18 protein-coding genes and 1 other annotated feature are annotated in these 19,274 nt (G+C 55.0%); of the genes, 14 read left to right on the forward strand and 4 right to left on the reverse strand.

Annotation, left to right across the window (positions count from 1 at the left end; genetic code table 11):
• Window positions 1–101: 101 nt before the first annotated feature.
• Window positions 102–572, forward strand: a complete 471-nt coding sequence (creA, locus tag SK47_RS02990; protein ID WP_003856503.1) for a protein CreA — start codon at window positions 102–104, stop codon at window positions 570–572.
• A gap of 48 nt (window positions 573–620) precedes the next feature.
• Here the strand turns inward: creA and arcA are convergent, their stop codons facing one another.
• Window positions 621–1,337: a two-component system response regulator ArcA gene (gene arcA / locus SK47_RS02995; protein WP_003856501.1), complete on the reverse strand. Its 717-nt coding sequence runs from the start codon at window positions 1,335–1,337 to the stop codon at window positions 621–623.
• A 95-nt stretch (window positions 1,338–1,432) separates the two neighbouring features.
• Between arcA and yjjY the strand changes: the two genes are divergently transcribed.
• The 7 genes from yjjY (at window position 1,433) to SK47_RS03020 (ending at window position 8,237) form a co-directional block, all read left to right on the forward strand.
• Window positions 1,433–1,573 (forward strand): YjjY family protein, encoded by a 141-nt coding sequence (yjjY, locus tag SK47_RS23820; RefSeq protein WP_001541509.1) that lies wholly within the window; start codon window positions 1,433–1,435, stop codon window positions 1,571–1,573.
• A gap of 399 nt (window positions 1,574–1,972) precedes the next feature.
• On the forward strand, window positions 1,973–2,659 hold the full coding sequence (locus SK47_RS03000; RefSeq protein WP_045347320.1) for a tRNA/rRNA methyltransferase: 687 nt from the start codon (window positions 1,973–1,975) through the stop codon (window positions 2,657–2,659).
• 211 nt (window positions 2,660–2,870) lie between these two features.
• Window positions 2,871–2,939 (forward strand): thr operon leader peptide, encoded by a 69-nt coding sequence (thrL, locus tag SK47_RS22865; RefSeq protein WP_015572623.1) that lies wholly within the window; start codon window positions 2,871–2,873, stop codon window positions 2,937–2,939.
• Window positions 2,878–2,995, forward strand: a sequence feature (Thr leader region). Its footprint overlaps the gene before it by 62 nt.
• A 24-nt stretch (window positions 2,996–3,019) precedes the next feature.
• Window positions 3,020–5,482: a bifunctional aspartate kinase/homoserine dehydrogenase I gene (gene thrA, locus SK47_RS03005; RefSeq protein WP_003856494.1), complete on the forward strand. Its 2,463-nt coding sequence runs from the start codon at window positions 3,020–3,022 to the stop codon at window positions 5,480–5,482.
• A 1-nt stretch (window position 5,483) separates the two neighbouring features.
• Window positions 5,484–6,413, forward strand: coding sequence for a homoserine kinase (gene thrB / locus SK47_RS03010; protein WP_048243493.1), 930 nt, complete (start codon window positions 5,484–5,486; stop codon window positions 6,411–6,413).
• Between the two features lie 3 nt (window positions 6,414–6,416).
• Window positions 6,417–7,703 (forward strand): threonine synthase, encoded by a 1,287-nt coding sequence (gene thrC, locus SK47_RS03015; protein WP_003856490.1) that lies wholly within the window; start codon window positions 6,417–6,419, stop codon window positions 7,701–7,703.
• Between the two features lie 246 nt (window positions 7,704–7,949).
• Window positions 7,950–8,237 carry a DUF2502 domain-containing protein gene (locus tag SK47_RS03020; protein ID WP_003856489.1) on the forward strand — a complete coding sequence of 96 codons (288 nt, stop codon included), beginning with the start codon at window positions 7,950–7,952 and terminating at the stop codon, window positions 8,235–8,237.
• A gap of 31 nt (window positions 8,238–8,268) precedes the next feature.
• Here SK47_RS03020 and yaaA read toward each other — a convergent pair whose 3' ends face one another.
• Window positions 8,269–9,042: a peroxide stress protein YaaA gene (gene yaaA, locus SK47_RS03025; RefSeq protein ID WP_048243494.1), complete on the reverse strand. Its 774-nt coding sequence runs from the start codon at window positions 9,040–9,042 to the stop codon at window positions 8,269–8,271.
• A 66-nt stretch (window positions 9,043–9,108) separates the two neighbouring features.
• On the reverse strand, window positions 9,109–10,542 hold the full coding sequence (locus SK47_RS03030) for an alanine/glycine:cation symporter family protein (protein ID WP_045335550.1): 1,434 nt from the start codon (window positions 10,540–10,542) through the stop codon (window positions 9,109–9,111).
• Between the two features lie 262 nt (window positions 10,543–10,804).
• Here SK47_RS03030 and tal point away from each other — a divergent pair, with 262 nt between their 5' ends.
• From tal to SK47_RS03045, 3 genes are all read left to right on the forward strand, one after another.
• Window positions 10,805–11,758 (forward strand): transaldolase, encoded by a 954-nt coding sequence (gene tal / locus SK47_RS03035; RefSeq protein WP_003856481.1) that lies wholly within the window; start codon window positions 10,805–10,807, stop codon window positions 11,756–11,758.
• A 110-nt stretch (window positions 11,759–11,868) separates the two neighbouring features.
• Window positions 11,869–12,456, forward strand: coding sequence for a molybdopterin adenylyltransferase (mog, locus tag SK47_RS03040; protein WP_003856479.1), 588 nt, complete (start codon window positions 11,869–11,871; stop codon window positions 12,454–12,456).
• Window positions 12,457–12,578: 122 nt separating this feature from the next.
• Window positions 12,579–13,901 carry an MFS transporter gene (locus tag SK47_RS03045; RefSeq protein ID WP_048243495.1) on the forward strand — a complete coding sequence of 441 codons (1,323 nt, stop codon included), beginning with the start codon at window positions 12,579–12,581 and terminating at the stop codon, window positions 13,899–13,901.
• Here SK47_RS03045 and satP read toward each other — a convergent pair.
• Complete coding sequence (gene satP / locus SK47_RS03050; RefSeq protein ID WP_023324131.1) at window positions 13,878–14,444, reverse strand: acetate uptake transporter; 567 nt, start codon at window positions 14,442–14,444, stop codon at window positions 13,878–13,880. The genes SK47_RS03045 and satP overlap by 24 nt on opposite strands.
• Before the next feature lie 295 nt (window positions 14,445–14,739).
• Between satP and dnaK the strand changes: the two genes are divergently transcribed.
• The 3 genes from dnaK to nhaA all read left to right on the forward strand — a co-directional run bounded on the left by dnaK (window position 14,740) and on the right by nhaA (window position 19,235).
• Window positions 14,740–16,653 carry a molecular chaperone DnaK gene (gene dnaK / locus SK47_RS03060; protein ID WP_003856470.1) on the forward strand — a complete coding sequence of 638 codons (1,914 nt, stop codon included), beginning with the start codon at window positions 14,740–14,742 and terminating at the stop codon, window positions 16,651–16,653.
• 87 nt (window positions 16,654–16,740) lie between these two features.
• Window positions 16,741–17,886, forward strand: a complete 1,146-nt coding sequence (dnaJ, locus tag SK47_RS03065; protein WP_008502040.1) for a molecular chaperone DnaJ — start codon at window positions 16,741–16,743, stop codon at window positions 17,884–17,886.
• A gap of 173 nt (window positions 17,887–18,059) precedes the next feature.
• Window positions 18,060–19,235 (forward strand): Na+/H+ antiporter NhaA, encoded by a 1,176-nt coding sequence (gene nhaA, locus SK47_RS03070; RefSeq protein ID WP_022650383.1) that lies wholly within the window; start codon window positions 18,060–18,062, stop codon window positions 19,233–19,235.
• The last annotated feature ends 39 nt before the right edge of the window (window positions 19,236–19,274 follow it).

Below are 19,274 nucleotides of genomic sequence, written 5' to 3' on the forward strand. Positions count from 1 at the left end.
GTGATTTATGTGCGGATATATTCTAATCCTGTGATCTTGCTACATTTTTATCTAACCTGTTGAATAATCGCTCAGCGTAATTTTTTATGAATGGTAACAATATGAAATACAAGGTTTTAGTCTTTGCAGCACTGGCGCTGATGGCAGGGCGCGTGGCGCAGGCGGAGCAAATTGGCTCCGTGGATACCGTGTTTAAAATGTTTGGGCCGGACCACAAAATTGTGGTGGAAGCGTTTGACGATCCGGACGTTAAAAACGTCACCTGCTATGTCAGCCGGGCGAAGACCGGCGGGATTAAAGGCGGCCTGGGGCTGGCTGAAGACACGTCTGACGCGGCCATCTCCTGCCAGCAGGTGGGTCCGGTGGAATTGAGTGACAAAATTAAAAACGGCAAAGCACAGGGCGATGTCGTATTCCAGAAACGGACCTCGCTGGTGTTCAAAAAGCTACAGGTGGTCCGTTTTTATGACGCGAAGCGTAACACCCTGGCTTATCTGGCCTACTCGGACAAAGTCGTGGAAGGCTCACCGAAAAACGCGATTAGCGCGGTGCCGATTATGCCGTGGCATTGATAAAAAAAACGGCGCAAATGCGCCGTTTTTTACTGCGTGACGTGAGGATTACTCCTGGAGGTCACCGCAGAAACGATAGCCTTCACCATGGATCGTGGCGATGATTTCCGGCGTATCAGGCGTAGATTCGAAATGTTTACGAATACGACGGATGGTTACGTCAACGGTACGATCGTGTGGCTTCAACTCACGACCGGTCATTTTCTTCAGCAGTTCTGCACGAGACTGAATCTTGCCCGGGTTTTCGCAGAAGTGCAGCATCGCGCGGAATTCACTGCGCGGCAGTTTGTACTGCTCACCGTTCGGGCTAATCAGCGAACGGCTATTGATATCAAGTTCCCAGCCGTTGAATTTGTAGCTGTCGACGCTACGACGCTCTTCACTGACCGTACCCAGATTCATGGTGCGGGACAGCAGGTTGCGTGCACGAATGGTTAACTCGCGAGGGTTGAACGGCTTGGTGATGTAGTCATCCGCGCCGATTTCCAGACCAAGAATTTTATCAACCTCGTTGTCACGGCCTGTCAGGAACATCAACGCGACGTTCGCCTGTTCACGCAGTTCGCGCGCCAGAAGAAGCCCGTTTTTGCCCGGCAGGTTGATATCCATAATCACCAGGTTGATATCATTTTCAGAAAGGATCTGATGCATCTCTGCGCCATCGGTCGCTTCAAAGACATCGTAGCCTTCTGCTTCGAAAATGCTCTTTAACGTGTTGCGTGTTACCAACTCGTCTTCAACGATAAGAATGTGCGGGGTCTGCATGTTTGCTACCTAAATTGCCAACTAAATCGAAACAGGAAGTACAAAAGTCCCTGACCTGCCTGATGCATGTCGCAAATTAACATGATCGGCTTAACGTGACTAAAGTACGTAATTGCGTTCTTGATGCACTTTCCATCAACGTCAACAACATCATTAGCTTGGTCGTGGGTACTTTCCCTTTGGACCCGACAGTGTCAAAAACGGCTGTCATCCTAACCATTTTAACAGCAACATAACAGGCTAAGTGACACCGGACACCCAATAAAACTACGCTTCGTTGACATATATCAAGTTCAATTGTAGCACGTTAACAGTTTGATGAAATCATCGTAGCTGAATGCTAGCCTTTGTCACAATTTTTCAATAAACCAACTAGTTGCGGACATTGATTGATAAACGGTACGAATCCAATCAGAAAAGAGTATTCATATGGTCATTATCATTACAAAACATAAGGATAATGGTCTTCTGTTAACATTCTAACTGATTGTTCAGCCACAAAATAGTTTAGCTTTTTTTAATTGTTATGAAACGCTATTTCGGTGATTTGTGTTGCAAAAATGTAAATTCGTGCTGCGTAATATGTTGAACTGAATCACATTTTTACCTGCTAACTGATTAAAAAGAGAGCGTAAATGCATCTGTCGATTGTGCTGGTGGCACCAGCAAGAGCTGAAAATATTGGCGCTGCGGCGCGTGCCATGAAGACTATGGGTTTTACCGATTTGCGTATTGTGGACAGCACGGCGCATCTGGAGCCTGCTGCGCGCTGGGTGGCGCACGGTTCGGGTGATATTCTCGATAATATAACCACTTACGCTACGCTCGCCGACGCACTCCACGATATTTCATTTACCGTCGCGACGACCGCGCGCAGCCGGGCGAAGTTTCACTATTACGCCACGCCTGCTGAACTGGTGCCGATGCTGGAAGAGAAAAGCCAGTGGCTGGAGAAAGCCGCGCTGGTGTTTGGGCGAGAAGATTCCGGGCTGACTAACGAAGAGCTGGCGCTGGCTGACGTGCTGACGGGCGCGCCGATGGTGGCGGATTACCCGTCACTCAATCTGGGGCAGGCGGTGATGGTCTATTGCTATCAATTAGCATCCTTAATACAAATTTCTCAGCCACCGGTGACAGTTTCGGATGAAAACCAGCTGGCGGCACTGCGTGTTCGTGCAGATAAGCTTCTTGCGCAGTTGGGCGTCGCTGACGATCAAAAAATGGTGGACTGGTTACAGCAGCGCCTGGGGCGTCTTGAACAGCGTGACACGGTAATGTTGCACCGATTGCTTCATGATATTGAAAAAAAATTAGCGGAGTAAAATAGTGCCATAGGTTTTTATTATGGCCGATCCTGCTGATGTCTGGGGTTGCAACTGGGGTATTCCGATGAAAATAAATCTGCCCGCAGCGGGACGTGAGAATGTCCCGAATTGTGATCGAATTAAAAATTCATTGACTTAAGGGGCTCGATCCTTTAACCCTAAAAGAATAGAGCACAGACAGATAATAATGACAGAGTACACAACATCCATGAAACGCATCAGCATCACCACCATTACTACAACCATCATCATTACCACAGGTAACGATGCGGGCTGACGCGTACAGGAAAAATAGAAAAAAGCCCGCACCTGAACAGTGCGGGCTTTTTTTTCGGCTAAAGGAAATGAGGTAGAACCATGCGAGTGTTGAAGTTCGGCGGTACGTCAGTGGCAAATGCAGAACGTTTTCTGCGTGTTGCCGATATCCTGGAAAGCAACGCCAGGCAGGGGCAGGTTGCCACCGTGCTCTCTGCCCCGGCCAAAATCACGAACCACCTGGTGGCGATGATTGAAAAAACCATCGGTGGTCAGGATGCACTACCGAACATCAGCGACGCCGAGCGTATCTTCGCCGATCTGCTTCAGGGGCTGGCCGACGCCCAGCCTGGTTTCCCGCTGGCGCAGCTGAAAAGCACCGTTGAACTTGAATTTGCCCAGATTAAACACGTTCTTCACGGTATCAGCCTGCTTGGCCAGTGCCCGGACAGCATCAACGCGGCGCTGATTTGCCGGGGTGAAAAACTCTCCATCGCCATCATGGCAGGCGTGCTGGAAGCGCGCGGTCACCACGTGACGGTCATCGATCCGGTTGAAAAACTGCTGGCTGTGGGCCACTACCTCGAATCCACCGTCGACATTGCCGAGTCGACACGCCGTATTGCGGCGAGCAAAATCCCGTCTGACCATATGATCCTGATGGCAGGCTTTACCGCCGGTAACGAGAAGGGCGAACTGGTGGTGCTGGGGCGTAACGGATCCGATTACTCTGCCGCCGTGCTGGCCGCCTGTTTACGCGCAGACTGCTGTGAGATCTGGACTGATGTCGACGGCGTTTATACCTGCGATCCGCGCCAGGTGCCGGACGCCAGGCTGCTGAAGTCGATGTCGTACCAGGAAGCGATGGAGCTTTCCTACTTCGGCGCTAAAGTTCTTCACCCGCGTACCATCTCCCCGATTGCCCAGTTCCAGATCCCTTGCCTGATTAAGAATACCGGTAATCCGCAGGCGCCGGGTACGCTGATTGGCGCCAGCGCGGATGAAGATGACCTGCCGGTGAAAGGCATTTCTAACCTCAATAACATGGCGATGTTCAGCGTCTCCGGCCCGGGGATGAAGGGCATGGTCGGCATGGCGGCACGCGTCTTTGCCGCTATGTCCCGCAACGGGATCTCCGTGGTGCTGATCACACAGTCTTCTTCCGAATACAGCATCAGCTTCTGCGTTCCGCAGGGCGATTGCCTGCGCGCCCGTCGCGCGCTGGAAGAAGAGTTCTATCTGGAGCTGAAAGAAGAGCTGCTGGAGCCGCTCTCGATTCAGGAGCGTCTGGCGATTATCTCGGTGGTCGGCGACGGTATGCGCACCCTGCGCGGTATCTCCGCCAAATTCTTTGCCGCGCTGGCGCGGGCCAATATCAATATCGTGGCGATTGCCCAGGGCTCATCCGAGCGTTCCATTTCCGTTGTCGTGGATAACGATGACGCCACTACCGGCGTGCGCGTGGTGCATCAGATGCTGTTCAACACCGACCAGGTGATTGAGCTGTTCCTGGTGGGCGTCGGCGGCGTCGGCGGCGCGCTGCTGGAGCAGGTAAAGCGTCAGCAGGAGTGGCTTAAGAAGAAACATATCGATCTGCGCGTCTGCGGCATTGCGAACTCGAAAGCGTTGCTGACTAACGTCCACGGTCTGAACCTGGAAAACTGGCAGGCGGAGCTGGAAGAGGCGAAAGAGCCGTTTAACCTGGGCCGCCTGATCCGCCTGGTGAAAGAATATCACCTGCTTAACCCGGTGATCGTTGACTGTACCTCCAGCCAGGCGGTGGCCGATCAGTACGCGGATTTCCTGCGCGAAGGTTTCCACGTGGTGACGCCGAACAAAAAGGCCAACACCTCGTCAATGGATTACTATCACCAGCTGCGTCTGGCGGCGAGTAAGTCGCGCCGCAAGTTTCTGTATGACACCAACGTGGGCGCGGGCCTGCCGGTCATCGAGAACCTGCAAAACCTGCTGAACGCGGGCGACGAACTACAGCGTTTCTCCGGCATCCTCTCCGGCTCCCTGTCGTTTATCTTCGGCAAGCTGGACGAAGGGATGAGCCTGTCGGAAGCCACCCGCGCCGCGCGCGAGCTGGGTTACACCGAGCCGGATCCGCGGGACGACCTCTCCGGTATGGACGTGGCGCGTAAGCTGCTGATCCTGGTGCGCGAGACCGGCCGCGAGCTGGAGCTTTCTGATATCGTGATTGAGCCAGTGCTGCCAGCAGAATTTGATGACAGCGGTGACGTCAGCGCCTTTATGGCGAATTTACCTCAGCTTGACGATGCCTTTGCCGCACGCGTTGCGAAAGCCCGTGATGAAGGTAAGGTATTGCGCTATGTTGGCAACATTGAAGAAGACGGCGTCTGCCGGGTGAAGATTGCCGAAGTGGATGGCAACGATCCGCTGTACAAGGTGAAAAACGGCGAGAACGCTCTGGCGTTCTACAGCCATTATTATCAGCCACTGCCGCTGGTGCTTCGCGGCTATGGCGCAGGGAATGATGTGACGGCGGCAGGCGTGTTTGCCGATCTGCTGCGTACCCTGTCATGGAAGTTAGGAGTTTAAGATGGTTAAAGTATATGCCCCGGCTTCCAGCGCTAATATGAGTGTCGGATTTGACGTGCTGGGCGCGGCGGTAACGCCGGTGGACGGTTCGCTGCTGGGCGATACGGTTACGGTTGAGGCGGCAGAGCGCTTCAGCCTGAATAACATCGGCCGTTTCGCCAGTAAGCTGCCGTCTGAACCGCGCGAGAATATTGTTTATCAGTGCTGGGAACGCTTCTGTCAGGAGATTGGCAAAAACGTGCCGGTCGCCATGACGCTGGAAAAGAGCATGCCGATTGGTTCGGGGCTGGGCTCGAGCGCCTGCTCGGTGGTCGCCGCACTGGCGGCGATGAATGAGCACTGCGGCAAGCCGCTGAACAACAGCCGTCTGCTGGCGCTGATGGGCGAGCTGGAAGGGCGCATCTCCGGCAGCATTCATTATGATAACGTGGCGCCGTGCTTCCTTGGCGGCATGCAGCTGATGATTGAAGAAAATGGCATCATCAGCCAGCAGGTGCCAGGGTTTGATGAGTGGCTGTGGGTGCTGGCCTATCCGGGCATTAAAGTGTCTACCGCCGAAGCGCGTGCGATCCTGCCGGCGCAGTATCGTCGTCAGGACTGTATCGCCCACGGGCGTCATCTGGCGGGCTTTATTCATGCCTGCTACACCCGACAGCCGCAGCTGGCGGCGAAACTGATGAAAGACGTTATTGCCGAGCCGTATCGCACGAAGCTGCTGCCGGGCTTTAACGAAGCGCGACAGGCATCCATGGATATCGGCGCACAGGCGTGCGGCATCTCCGGCTCCGGCCCGACGCTGTTCGCCTTATGCGACAAGCCAGACACCGCGCAGCGCGTGGCGGACTGGCTCTCTAAACACTACCTGCAAAATCAGGAAGGCTTTGTTCATATTTGCCGTCTGGACACGGCTGGCGCACGAGTACTGGGATAACGAATGAAACTCTACAACCTTAAAGATCATAACGAGCAGGTCAGCTTTGCGCAGGCGGTAACGCAGGGGCTGGGCAAAAATCAGGGGCTGTTCTTCCCCCACGACCTGCCGGAATTTCAGCTGACCGAAATCGATGAACTGCTGAAGCAGGACTTTGTCACCCGCAGCACCAAAATTCTGTCTGCGTTTATCGGCGACGAAATCCCACAGGAGCTGCTGGAAGAGCGCGTGCGTGCGGCGTTTGCTTTCCCGGCGCCGGTGAAGCAGGTGGAGCCTGACGTTGGCTGTCTGGAGCTGTTCCACGGCCCGACGCTGGCGTTCAAAGATTTCGGCGGTCGTTTTATGGCGCAGATGCTGACCCACATCAGCGGCGACAAACCGGTGACCATTCTGACCGCGACTTCAGGCGATACCGGTGCGGCGGTGGCCCATGCGTTCTACGGCCTGAAAAACGTCCGCGTGGTGATCCTCTATCCGAAAGGCAAAATCAGCCCGCTTCAGGAAAAACTGTTCTGCACCCTTGGGGGCAACATTGAAACCGTGGCGATCGACGGCGATTTCGATGCCTGTCAGGCGCTGGTGAAGCAAGCCTTCGATGACGAAGAGCTGAAGGCGGCGCTGGGGCTGAACTCTGCCAACTCCATCAACATCAGCCGTCTGCTGGCGCAGATCTGCTACTACTTCGAAGCGGTGGCGCAGTTGCCGCAGGACGCGCGCAATCAGCTGGTGGTTTCCGTGCCAAGCGGGAACTTCGGCGACCTGACGGCAGGCCTGCTGGCGAAATCACTCGGCCTGCCGGTGAAGCGCTTTATCGCCGCCACCAACGCCAACGACACCGTGCCGCGTTTCCTGAAGGACGGAAAATGGGCGCCGAACGCGACTCAGGCCACGCTCTCCAATGCGATGGATGTGTCACAGCCTAACAACTGGCCGCGTGTGGAAGAGCTGTTCCGCCGTAAGGTCTGGCGTCTGGGCGATCTGGGTTACGCAGCGGTGACGGACGAAACCACGAAAGCCACCATGCGCGAGCTGAAAGCGGTGGGCTATACCTCTGAGCCGCACGCGGCGATTGCCTATCGTGCCCTGCGCGATCAGCTTCAACCGGGTGAGTATGGCCTGTTCCTCGGCACCGCCCATCCGGCCAAGTTCAAAGAGAGCGTGGAAGCGATCCTGGGGGAAACGCTGCCGCTGCCAAAAGAGCTGGCCGAGCGTGCCGACCTGCCGCTGCTGTCTCATGAGCTGCCCGCAGACTTTGCCGCGCTGCGTAAGCTGATGATGACCCGAGCGTAAGTTTGTTGCCCGGTGGCGGCTACGCCTTACCGGGCCTACAACGGCTCAGAACGTAGGCCGGGTAAGCGCAGCGCCACCCGGCTTTTTTATGGAGAAATTAAGGAGAAAAACAGCAGGAAAAAAGCAGAAATTCCCAATAAATGCGGTCACTTAGCGTTTAGGATTGCAGAGAATAACATCCCCCGTTCCCATCACGTACTCTCCTTACATCGGCCCACGTTGGGCAAGAAGAATAAGGAGTCACCTATGTCTACCCTGAAACCTGCACTTATCGCGCTTTCACTGATGCTGGTCGCTCCCATGGCGGTGCAGGCAGCTGAGATCACCCTCGTGCCCGCGGTAAAACTGCAAATTGGCGATCGGGATAATAACGGGCACTACTGGGATGGCGGCCGCTGGCGCGACCATGACTGGTGGAAAGCACACTATGACTGGCGCGATAACCACTGGCGTCCGCACGATGAACATCGCGATCGTGACGATCACCACCGTCATGACGAGCGCCGCCCGGGCCCGGACCGGAAGCACCATTAACATAAACCCCGCCAGCTGGCGGGGTTGTCTTTTATTGCTCGTGACGCTTAAACACCAGCTCGTTTTTTCCTGACGATGCCTCGTCGAAGAAATACCCTTCACTGTTAAAGCCGGTGAGCTGCTCTGGCTTCGTCAGGCGGTTTTGAATGATGAAGCGGCTCATCAGACCGCGCGCTTTTTTGGCGTAGAAGCTGATCACTTTAAATTTGCCGTTTTTCTCGTCGAGGAATACCGGCTTGATAATGTCCGCATCCAGCTTTTTCGGTTTCACCGATTTGAAGTACTCATCGGAGGCCAGGTTGATCACCACGTTGTCCCCCTGGGCTTGCAGCGCCGCGTTAAGCTTGTCGGTAATGACATCGCCCCAGAACTGGTACAGATCTTTACCTTTAGCGTTTTCCAGGCGGATACCCATCTCCAGACGATACGGCTGCATCAGATCCAGCGGGCGCAGCACCCCGTACAGGCCGGATAACATGCGCAGATGCTGCTGGGCAAAATCGAAATCGGCTTCGCTAAACGTTTCTGCTTGCAGGCCAGTGTAGACGTCACCTTTGAAGGCCAACAGCGCCTGGCGGGCGTTGGCGGGCGTGAAGTCAGGCTGCCACTCATGAAAACGGGTGGCGTTCAGGTCGGCGAGTTTATCTCTGATGCTCATCAGCGAAGCGATTTGCGGAGCCGAAAGCTTACGCGCCTCGTGGATCAACTGTTGCGAGTAGTCCAGCAATTCCGGCTGGGTATAACGCTCAGTGGCGAGCGGGCTCTGGTAGTCGAGCGTTTTGGCAGGTGAAATCAGAATCAGCATATCCAGTCCTTGCAGGAAATTTAGAGCGACTTTAACAAAAAATCGCCCTGAATTGATCGATAGCTGTTATTGCCGCGGCAAATCATCCCAGGTGCCAGGGGCAATTTGTGACTCGATTTCGGGATAGCGTGAGGCGTCAAAGACGGGCTGTACGCCGAGCTTGCGCTGACGCAGATAATCGCGCGCGATCAGCGCCACAACCGGTGAAAGCAGCAAAATGGCCGTCAGGTTAGTGATGGCCATCAGCGCCATAATGACGTCCGCTATTTGCCAGACCAACGGCATACTGAGCAGGGAGCCGACGAAAACCATTCCCAGCACACCCGCGCGAAGGACGTTGCGGGTCAGACGCGAATTGACTTTCAGGAAGATAAGGTTGTTTTCGGCATAGATATAGTTCACCGCAATGGAACTAAAGGCAAAAAGTCCCACGACAAGTGCGACAAGGCCGGCGCCCCAGCCGCCGACGAGGGAGACCAGCGCCTGTTGTACCCAATGAATGCCTGCCGTACTACCGGACGGTTGCTCAGCGGCACCGGCCAGCAGCATGATCATCGCGCTGGCGGAGCAGATAATAATGGTGTCTGTGAAGACGCCAATCATCTGTACAATGCCCTGCGCGGCGGGATGCGGGGGCCAGGATGCGGCCGCTGCGGCGGCATTCGGCGTGGAGCCCATTCCCGCTTCGTTGGAGAACATGCCTCGCTGAAAACCCGCAGTGAGAGCCTGGCTAAGGGTGTAACCCAACGCGCCTGAAGCCGCTTCGCGCCAGCCGAACGCGCTTTGGAAAATGGTGACGATGACGTTCGGCACCTCGTCAATATGTATCGCGCATACCATCACGCTGGTGGACACCCACAGCAGCGCCATCAGCGGAACCAGCCACTGCATCAGGCGGGCAACCCCTTTGAGCCCGGTCACAATGGTCAGCAGGGTGAGAAGGGCAAGCGCGCCGCCCGTCAGCCACTCCGGACAATTAAAGGCAAAGCGCAGCGCGTGGGCGACGGAATTTGCCTGAACGGTATTGAAAATAAGGCCATAGGCAATCAGCAAAAAGATCGAGAACAGAACGCCCATCCAGCGCATTCCCAACCCGCGAGCCATATACCAGGCGGGACCGCCGCGAAACTGACCTTTGCCGTCTTTTTCTTTGTAGAGTTGCGCAAGCGAGCATTCAGCAAAGGAGGTGGCCATACCGATAATCGCCGTCACCCACATCCAGAATACCGCGCCCGGACCGCCCGCGCCGATCGCCAGCGCGACACCGGCCAGGTTACCGCTGCCGACGCGCGCGGCAAGGCTAGTACAGAGCGCCTGAAACGATGTCAGGCCGCCCGGCTGTGGGGTGACGCTGTTTTTCAGACTTCTGCCAAATTTGCGGATATAGCGAAACTGAATCAGCCCGCTGCGCCACGTAAACCAGATACCTGCTCCAGAAAGCAGGTATATCATGATCGAACCCCAGAGGACTTCGTTAATAAAGAAAAAGAAATCAGGCACTAACGTCCCTCTTGTTGATGCCAAAGTGAATATGTAAGCGCTACCACTGAGTGTGCATGCTGTTACTTAGCAGCCTGTTAATATTCTGAGTTTATCATACTCTGCCTAAGCGCACTGTCTGCGGTTGCGCTGCCTCTCACTCGTGTTATCATCAGGGCAGACCGGTTACATCCCCCTAACAAGTAAACCTGTCATTTTTCCGCTGCTGGCAAGCTGTCGGTAGTGTGAATTATCCAGGGCACGTTAAAAGAGAAACACTATCATGACGGATAAATTGACCTCCCTTCGTCAGTTCACCACTGTCGTCGCTGACACCGGAGATATTGCGGCAATGAAGCTGTACCAGCCGCAGGATGCCACAACCAACCCTTCTCTGATCCTTAACGCCGCGCAGATCCCTGAGTATCGCAAACTGATCGACGAGGCGGTGACCTGGGCAAAAGCACAGAGCAATGACCGCGCGCAGCAGGTTGTGGATGCCACTGACAAACTGGCAGTGAACATCGGTCTGGAAATCCTGAAGCTCGTTCCTGGCCGTATCTCTACCGAAGTTGATGCTCGCCTGTCCTACGACACCGAAGCCTCTATCGCCAAAGCAAAACGCCTGATCAAACTGTACAACGATGCGGGCATCAGCAACGACCGTATCCTGATCAAACTGGCCTCTACCTGGCAGGGCATCCGCGCTGCTGAGCAGCTGGAAAAAGAAGGGATCAACTGTAACCTGACTCTGCTGTTCTCCTTCGCGCAGGCGCGTGCATGTGCCGAAGCTGGCGTATACCTGATTTCTCCGTTCGTGGGCCGTATTCTGGACTGGTACAAAGCCAACACCGACAAGAAAGAGTACGCGGCGTCTGAAGATCCAGGCGTGATTTCTGTGACTGAAATCTACGAATACTACAAACAGCACGGCTATGAGACCGTTGTTATGGGCGCAAGCTTCCGTAACGTCGGCGAAATCATCGAGCTGGCTGGCTGTGACCGCCTGACCATCGCCCCTGCGCTGCTGAAAGAGCTGGCAGAAAGCGAAGGTGCTATCGAGCGTAAACTGTCTTACACTGGCGAAGTGAAAGCGCGCCCTGAGCGCATCACCGAGTCCGAGTTCCTGTGGCAGCACAACCAGGATCCAATGGCCGTAGATAAACTGGCGGACGGTATCCGTAAGTTTGCTATTGACCAGGAAAAACTGGAAAAAATGATCGGCGACCTGCTGTAATCATTCTGCGTGACCGGGCTCCCGGTCACGCGTCTTTCCCCCGCCTCTGTCTGAATTTTCTCTCTGCGTGTATCATTCCCTTTAATCAGTACTTTTTGAATGGAATGGATATGAATACCTTACGCATCGGCTTAGTGTCGATTTCTGACCGCGCCTCCAGCGGTGTTTATCAGGATAAAGGCATCCCTGCTCTGGAAGCGTGGCTGGGCAGCGCGCTCACTACCCCGTTTGAGATCCAGACTCGCCTGATTCCGGACGAGCAGCCGATCATCGAGCAAACCCTGTGTGAGCTGGTGGATGAGATGAGCTGCCACCTTGTGCTGACGACGGGCGGCACCGGCCCCGCGCGCCGCGATGTGACACCGGACGCGACGCTGGCTATCGCCGATCGTGAAATGCCGGGCTTCGGTGAACAGATGCGCCAGATCAGTCTACACTTTGTCCCGACGGCCATTCTTTCCCGTCAGGTCGGGGTGATCCGCAAACAGGCGCTGATCCTGAACCTGCCGGGGCAGCCGAAGTCGATAAAAGAGACGCTGGAAGGGGTAAAAGCCGAGGACGGCAGCGTTATCGTCCACGGTATCTTTGCAAGTGTACCGTATTGTATACAACTGCTTGACGGTCCGTACGTGGAAACTGACGGCAACGTGGTAGCAGCATTTCGCCCTAAAAGCGCTCGCCGCGAAACAATCTCCTGAAAATGATTAAAATGTGACATAAGCGCCAGCCGCAGTAGCGTGTAAATGGATTTACGATATAGTAATTTTTTCTTTACGATTGCTGTAAAAAATAATCCACAACACATGCACAATGGTTCGCTATGTCACATAATACCCGACCTCTGAATCGACAGGACTACAAAACCCTCACGCTCGCTGCCCTGGGCGGCGCGCTGGAGTTTTACGATTTCATCATCTTTGTCTTCTTCGCCGCCGTTGTGGGGGCGCTGTTTTTCCCGGCGGATATTCCTGAATGGCTGCGTCAGGTACAAACCTTCGGCATTTTCGCTGCCGGCTATCTGGCGCGTCCGCTGGGCGGCATTGTCATGGCGCACTTTGGCGATCTGGTTGGGCGCAAGAAGATGTTTACCCTCAGCATCCTGCTTATGGCCGTGCCGACGCTGGCGATTGGCCTTTTGCCTACCTATGAGTCGATGGGCATTATCGCCCCGTTATTGCTGCTGCTGATGCGTATTCTCCAGGGCGCGGCCATCGGCGGGGAAGTGCCTGGCGCGTGGGTGTTTGTCGCTGAGCACATCCCGGTGCGCCGCATCGGCATTGCGTGCGGAACGCTGACCGCAGGGCTGACGATCGGGATCCTGCTTGGCTCCGTGGTTGCAACCATCATCAATACCAGCATGACGCAACAGGCCGTTCATGACTGGGGCTGGCGTATCCCGTTCCTGCTGGGCGGGGCGTTCGGGCTGGTGGCAATGTACCTGCGACGCTGGTTGCAGGAGACGCCAATATTTCTGGAAATGCAGCAGCGGAAGGCGCTGGCGCAAGAACTGCCGGTGAAAACCGTGGTGGTGCGGCATAAAAAAGCGGTAGTCGTGTCGATGCTTCTGACCTGGCTGCTGTCTGCGGGTATCGTGGTGGTCATTTTGATGTCGCCGGTCTGGCTGCAAAAACAGTACGGTTTTGCGCCTGCCGTGACGTTACAGGCGAACAGTATCGCGACAATTATGCTCTGCTTTGGCTGTCTGGCCGCCGGGCTGGCGGCGGATCGTTTCGGCGCCAGCGCGACCTTTATTGTCGGCAGCCTGCTGCTGGCCGCGTCGAGCTGGGCATTTTATCATCTTGCGGGCACCCATCCTGAACAGCTGTTCCTGCTGTACGGTGTCGTCGGGCTGTGTGTGGGCGTCGTTGGCGCCGTACCGTACGTGATGGTCCGCGCCTTCCCGCCGGAGGTACGCTTCACCGGAATCTCTTTCTCTTATAACGTCTCGTATGCCATTTTCGGCGGGCTGACCCCGATTGTGGTGACGGTGTTGATGGGGCTGTCGCCCCTTGCACCTGCGTGGTACGTGCTGGCGTTATCGCTGATGGGGCTGGTATTGGGGGTGTGGCTTCGCCAGTCAGAGGGACGTCGTGCCCGCGACGCGGGCACGACAGAGGGATCAGTGTTTTTCACCAATCGGTAGAATGGTGCGGTTGAATTGCTCGTTCAGCACTTCACCCATGGCCAGGTAGATTGCGCTTGCGCCGCAAACCAGACCGACCCAGCCGGCAACGTGAACGATGCCTTCGTTATCCGCCAGGTGACCGATGGCCAGCAGAGCGAACAGTACGGTCAGGCTCAGGAAGACGAATTGCAGTGCGCGGTTCGCCTTAAGGGTACCGAAGAACATGAACAGGGTGAACACGCCCCACAGTCCCAGGTACACGCCCAGGAAATGGGCGTTTGCCGCCTCTGCCAGGCCCATTTTAGGCATCAGCAGAATTGCGACCAGAGTCAGCCAGAAGGAACCGTAAGAGGTAAAGGCGGTTAAGCCGAAGGTGTTGCCTTTCTTATATTCCAGCAGGCCCGCAAAGATCTGTGCGATACCGCCGTAAAAAATGCCCATCGCCAGGATAATGCCGTCCATCGGGAACATCCCGATATTGTGCAGGTTCAGCAGAATGGTGGTCATGCCAAAACCCATCAGGCCCAGCGGAGCCGGATTAGCCAACTTAGTGTTGCCCATAAGTCCTCAAAAAATCATCATTAATATGGTGAAATGGTTAAACCCGCGCCAGTTCTCCCTGACGGGGCGCGGCATCATAATGGGCGGCATCGACGCCGTCTATGATCTCACCGGGGTGAAATTAAAAAATTTTTTATCCTTCCCCCTTGATGGATGCCGTTGTGACCCCATCTTGTAAGCAACCGCAGTGTGTGGACCTGAAAAAAATCAAATCTGGGCAGTTGAAAAAGCACGTTCTGCCCTTATTACAGGTACACAACCACATGTTGACTGAATTTTTAGTGGAGACGTTTAGATGGGTAAAATTATTGGTATCGACCTGGGTACTACCAACTCTTGTGTAGCGATTATGGATGGCACTACTGCACGTGTGCTGGAGAACGCCGAGGGCGATCGCACCACGCCTTCTATCATTGCTTATACCCAGGATGGTGAAACTCTGGTTGGTCAGCCGGCTAAACGTCAGGCAGTGACAAACCCGCAAAACACCCTGTTTGCGATCAAACGCCTGATTGGCCGCCGCTTCCAGGACGAAGAAGTTCAGCGTGACGTTTCCATCATGCCTTACAAAATCATCGCAGCCGATAACGGCGATGCATGGCTTGATGTGAAAGGCACCAAAACTGCACCTCCGCAGATCTCTGCTGAAGTGCTGAAGAAAATGAAGAAAACTGCGGAAGATTACCTGGGTGAACCGGTAACTGAAGCTGTTATCACCGTACCTGCTTACTTCAACGATGCTCAGCGTCAGGCAACCAAAGATGCTGGCCGTATCGCAGGCCTGGAAGTAAAACGTATCATCAACGAACCAACCGCAGCAGCACTGGCTTACGGGCTGGATAAAGAAGTTGGCAACCGTACTATCGCGGTTTACGACCTGGGTGGTGGTACCTTCGATATTTCTATTATCGAAATCGACGATGTTGACGGCGAAAAAACCTTCGAAGTTCTGGCAACCAACGGTGATACCCACCTGGGTGGTGAAGACTTCGATACCCGTCTGATCAACTACCTCGTTGACGAGTTCAAGAAAGATCAGGGCATTGACCTGCGTAACGACCCGCTGGCTATGCAGCGCCTGAAAGAAGCCGCTGAGAAAGCGAAGATCGAGCTGTCTTCCGCTCAGCAGACCGACGTGAACCTGCCGTACATCACCGCAGACGCGACCGGTCCAAAACACATGAACATCAAAGTGACCCGTGCGAAACTGGAAAGCCTGGTAGAAGACCTCGTGAACCGTTCTATCGAGCCACTGAAAGTTGCATTGCAGGACGCTGGCCTGTCCGTGTCTGACATTCAGGACGTTATCCTGGTAGGTGGTCAGACTCGTATGCCAATGGTTCAGAAGAAAGTGGCTGAATTCTTTGGTAAAGAGCCACGTAAAGACGTGAACCCGGACGAAGCGGTTGCTATCGGTGCTGCGGTTCAGGGTGGTGTACTGACCGGTGAAGTGAAAGACGTACTGCTGCTGGACGTTACCCCGCTGTCTCTGGGTATCGAAACCATGGGTGGCGTGATGACTCCGCTCATCAACAAAAACACCACTATCCCGACGAAACACAGCCAGGTGTTCTCTACTGCTGAAGACAACCAGTCTGCGGTAACCATCCATGTGATTCAGGGTGAGCGTAAGCGCGCAGCGGATAACAAATCTCTGGGTCAGTTCAACCTGGACGGTATTAACCCGGCACCACGCGGCATGCCACAGATCGAAGTCACCTTCGACATCGATGCTGACGGTATCCTGCACGTGTCTGCGAAAGACAAAAACAGCGGTAAAGAGCAGAAGATTACCATCAAGGCATCTTCTGGCCTGAACGAAGCGGAAATCGAAAAAATGGTTCGTGATGCCGAAGCTAACGCGGAATCCGACCGTAAGTTTGAAGAGCTGGTTCAGACCCGTAACCAGGGTGACCATCTGCTGCACAGCACCCGTAAGCAGGTTGAAGAAGCGGGCGATAAACTGCCAGCGGAAGACAAAACTGCAATCGAAACTGCACTGAGCGCGCTGGAAACGTCTCTGAAAGGCGAAGACAAAGCGGACATCGAAGCGAAGATGCAGGAGCTGGCACAGGTTTCTCAGAAGCTGATGGAAATCGCTCAGCAGCAGCACGCACAGCAGCAGGCGGGCGCTGATGCTTCGGCGAACAACGCGAAAGACGACGATGTTGTCGACGCTGAGTTCGAAGAAGTGAAAGACAAAAAATAATCGCCCTGATGCAGGGTAAGTAATCGGCACGGGCGTAGGAGAATTCTCCACGCCCGTGCTCGCATGTTAAGGGGCTTAAAAAAACCAATGGCAAAGCAAGACTATTACGAGATTTTAGGCGTTCCGAAAACTGCGGAAGAGCGTGAAATCAAAAAGGCGTATAAGCGCCTGGCCATGAAATTCCACCCTGACCGTAATCAGGGTGACAAAGAGGCTGAAGCCAAATTTAAAGAGATTAAAGAAGCCTACGAAGTCCTGACCGATGCACAAAAACGTGCGGCCTATGATCAGTACGGACACGCGGCCTTTGAACAGGGCGGCATGGGCGGCGGTGGATTTGGTGGCGGCGGCTTCGGCGGCGGCGCTGATTTCAGCGATATCTTTGGTGATGTATTTGGCGATATCTTCGGTGGCGGGCGTGGCCGTCAGCGCGCGGCGCGCGGCGCAGACCTGCGCTACAACATGGACCTGACGCTGGAAGAAGCGGTTCGCGGCGTCACCAAAGAGATCCGTATTCCGACGCTGGAAGAGTGTGACGTTTGCCACGGCAGCGGTGCGAAAGCGGGGACTCAGCCACAGACCTGCCCAACCTGTCACGGTTCCGGTCAGGTGCAGATGCGCCAGGGCTTCTTCGCGGTGCAGCAGGCCTGTCCGCACTGTCATGGTCGCGGTACGCTGATTAAAGATCCGTGCACCAAATGTCATGGTCACGGTCGCGTGGAGAAAACCAAAACGCTGTCCGTTAAGATCCCGGCAGGCGTCGATACGGGCGACCGCATCCGTCTGGCAGGTGAGGGTGAAGCCGGCGAGCACGGCGCACCGGCAGGCGATCTGTACGTTCAGGTTCAGGTGAAGCAGCACGCCATCTTCGAGCGTGAAGGTAACAACCTGTACTGTGAAGTGCCGATCAACTTTGCGATGGCGGCGCTGGGCGGCGAAATCGAAGTGCCGACGCTGGACGGTCGCGTTAACCTGAAAATCCCTGGCGAAACCCAGACCGGGAAACTGTTCCGCATGCGCGGCAAAGGCGTTAAATCCGTTCGCGGTGGCGCGCAGGGTGACCTGTTATGCCGCGTGGTCGTGGAAACGCCGGTCGGCCTGAACGATAAGCAGAAACAGCTGCTGAAAGAGCTTCAGGAAAGCTTTGGTGGCCCGACAGGTGAGAAAAACAGCCCGCGCTCCAAAAGCTTCTTCGATGGCGTCAAAAAATTCTTCGACGATTTAACCCGCTAACCCGCCAGCTGGTTACTATCATTTAAAGCCCGGAAGCGATTCCGGGCTTTTTGCTTTATAGCGTTATACCTCGGTTAAACTGAATCTATAACCAATATTAATCTGTTTTTACCGATCTGTTTGCGCTGATATTATGGTTTTACCGAGGTATTGTTGTAAAAGAGAGTTTAAACGTGAAATTACTACACCGTTTCTTTAGCAGTGAGGCATCCGGCGGCGTCATCCTGATTATTGCTGCTGCGGCTGCCATGCTGCTCGCCAATATGGGCATGACACGCGATCTCTATCACGCATTTCTGGAAACGCCCGTCGAGCTGAAGGTCGGGGCGCTGGAAATTAATAAGAACATGCTGCTGTGGATCAACGATGCGCTGATGGCGGTGTTCTTCCTGCTGGTGGGCCTGGAAGTTAAACGTGAGCTGGTGAGCGGTTCGCTTGCCAGCCGTCAGCGTGCGGCGTTTCCGGTGATCGCGGCTATTGGCGGGATGATCGTTCCGGCGTTGCTCTTTCTCGCATTTGCGTGGCAGGATCCGGTTGCTCGTGACGGCTGGGCGATCCCGGCCGCAACGGATATCGCGTTTGCGCTCGGGGTCTTAGCCTTGCTCGGTAGCCGCGTCCCGGTAGCACTGAAAATTTTCCTGATGGCGCTGGCGATTATCGATGATCTTGGCGCTATTGTGATTATCGCGCTGTTCTACACCAGCGATCTGTCCGTTCTGTCGCTGAGCGTGGCGGCCGTGGCTATTGCGGTGCTGGCGTTGCTGAACGTCTTCAACGTTCGACGCACGGGGATTTATATTCTGGTGGGGATGGTGCTGTGGACGGCGGTGCTGAAGTCTGGCGTGCATGCCACGCTGGCGGGCGTCATCGTTGGCTTCTTTATTCCGCTGAAGGAACAGGACGGCAAATCGCCTGCCAGACAGCTGGAGCATGTGCTTCATCCGTGGGTGGGTTTTATGATCCTGCCGCTGTTTGCGTTTGCCAACGCGGGTGTTTCCCTGGCCGGGGTTACCCTGGACGGACTCACCTCTGTGCTGCCGCTGGGTATCATCGCCGGTCTGTTTATTGGTAAGCCGCTGGGCATCAGCCTGTTCTGCTGGCTGGCGCTGAAGCTGAAGCTGGCGTCATTGCCAAACGGAACCACCTTTAGCCAGATTATGGCCGTTGGCGTGCTGTGCGGTATTGGATTCACCATGTCGATCTTTATCTCGACGCTGGCGTTTGGCGCAAGCGCGCCTGAGCTTATCGTCTGGGCGAAACTCGGCATTCTTATCGGGTCGTTCCTGGCTGCGGTTATGGGTTACACCTTGTTGAAGGTGAAGTTGTCCGGACAGGCTGTCCAGGCATAACAGGAAACCGGGAGAAGGGAAGCCTTCTCCCGATAAACT

The organism is Enterobacter sp. BWH52, from assembly GCF_001037565.1.
Classification (GTDB): Bacteria; Pseudomonadota; Gammaproteobacteria; order Enterobacterales; family Enterobacteriaceae; genus Enterobacter; species Enterobacter hormaechei_C.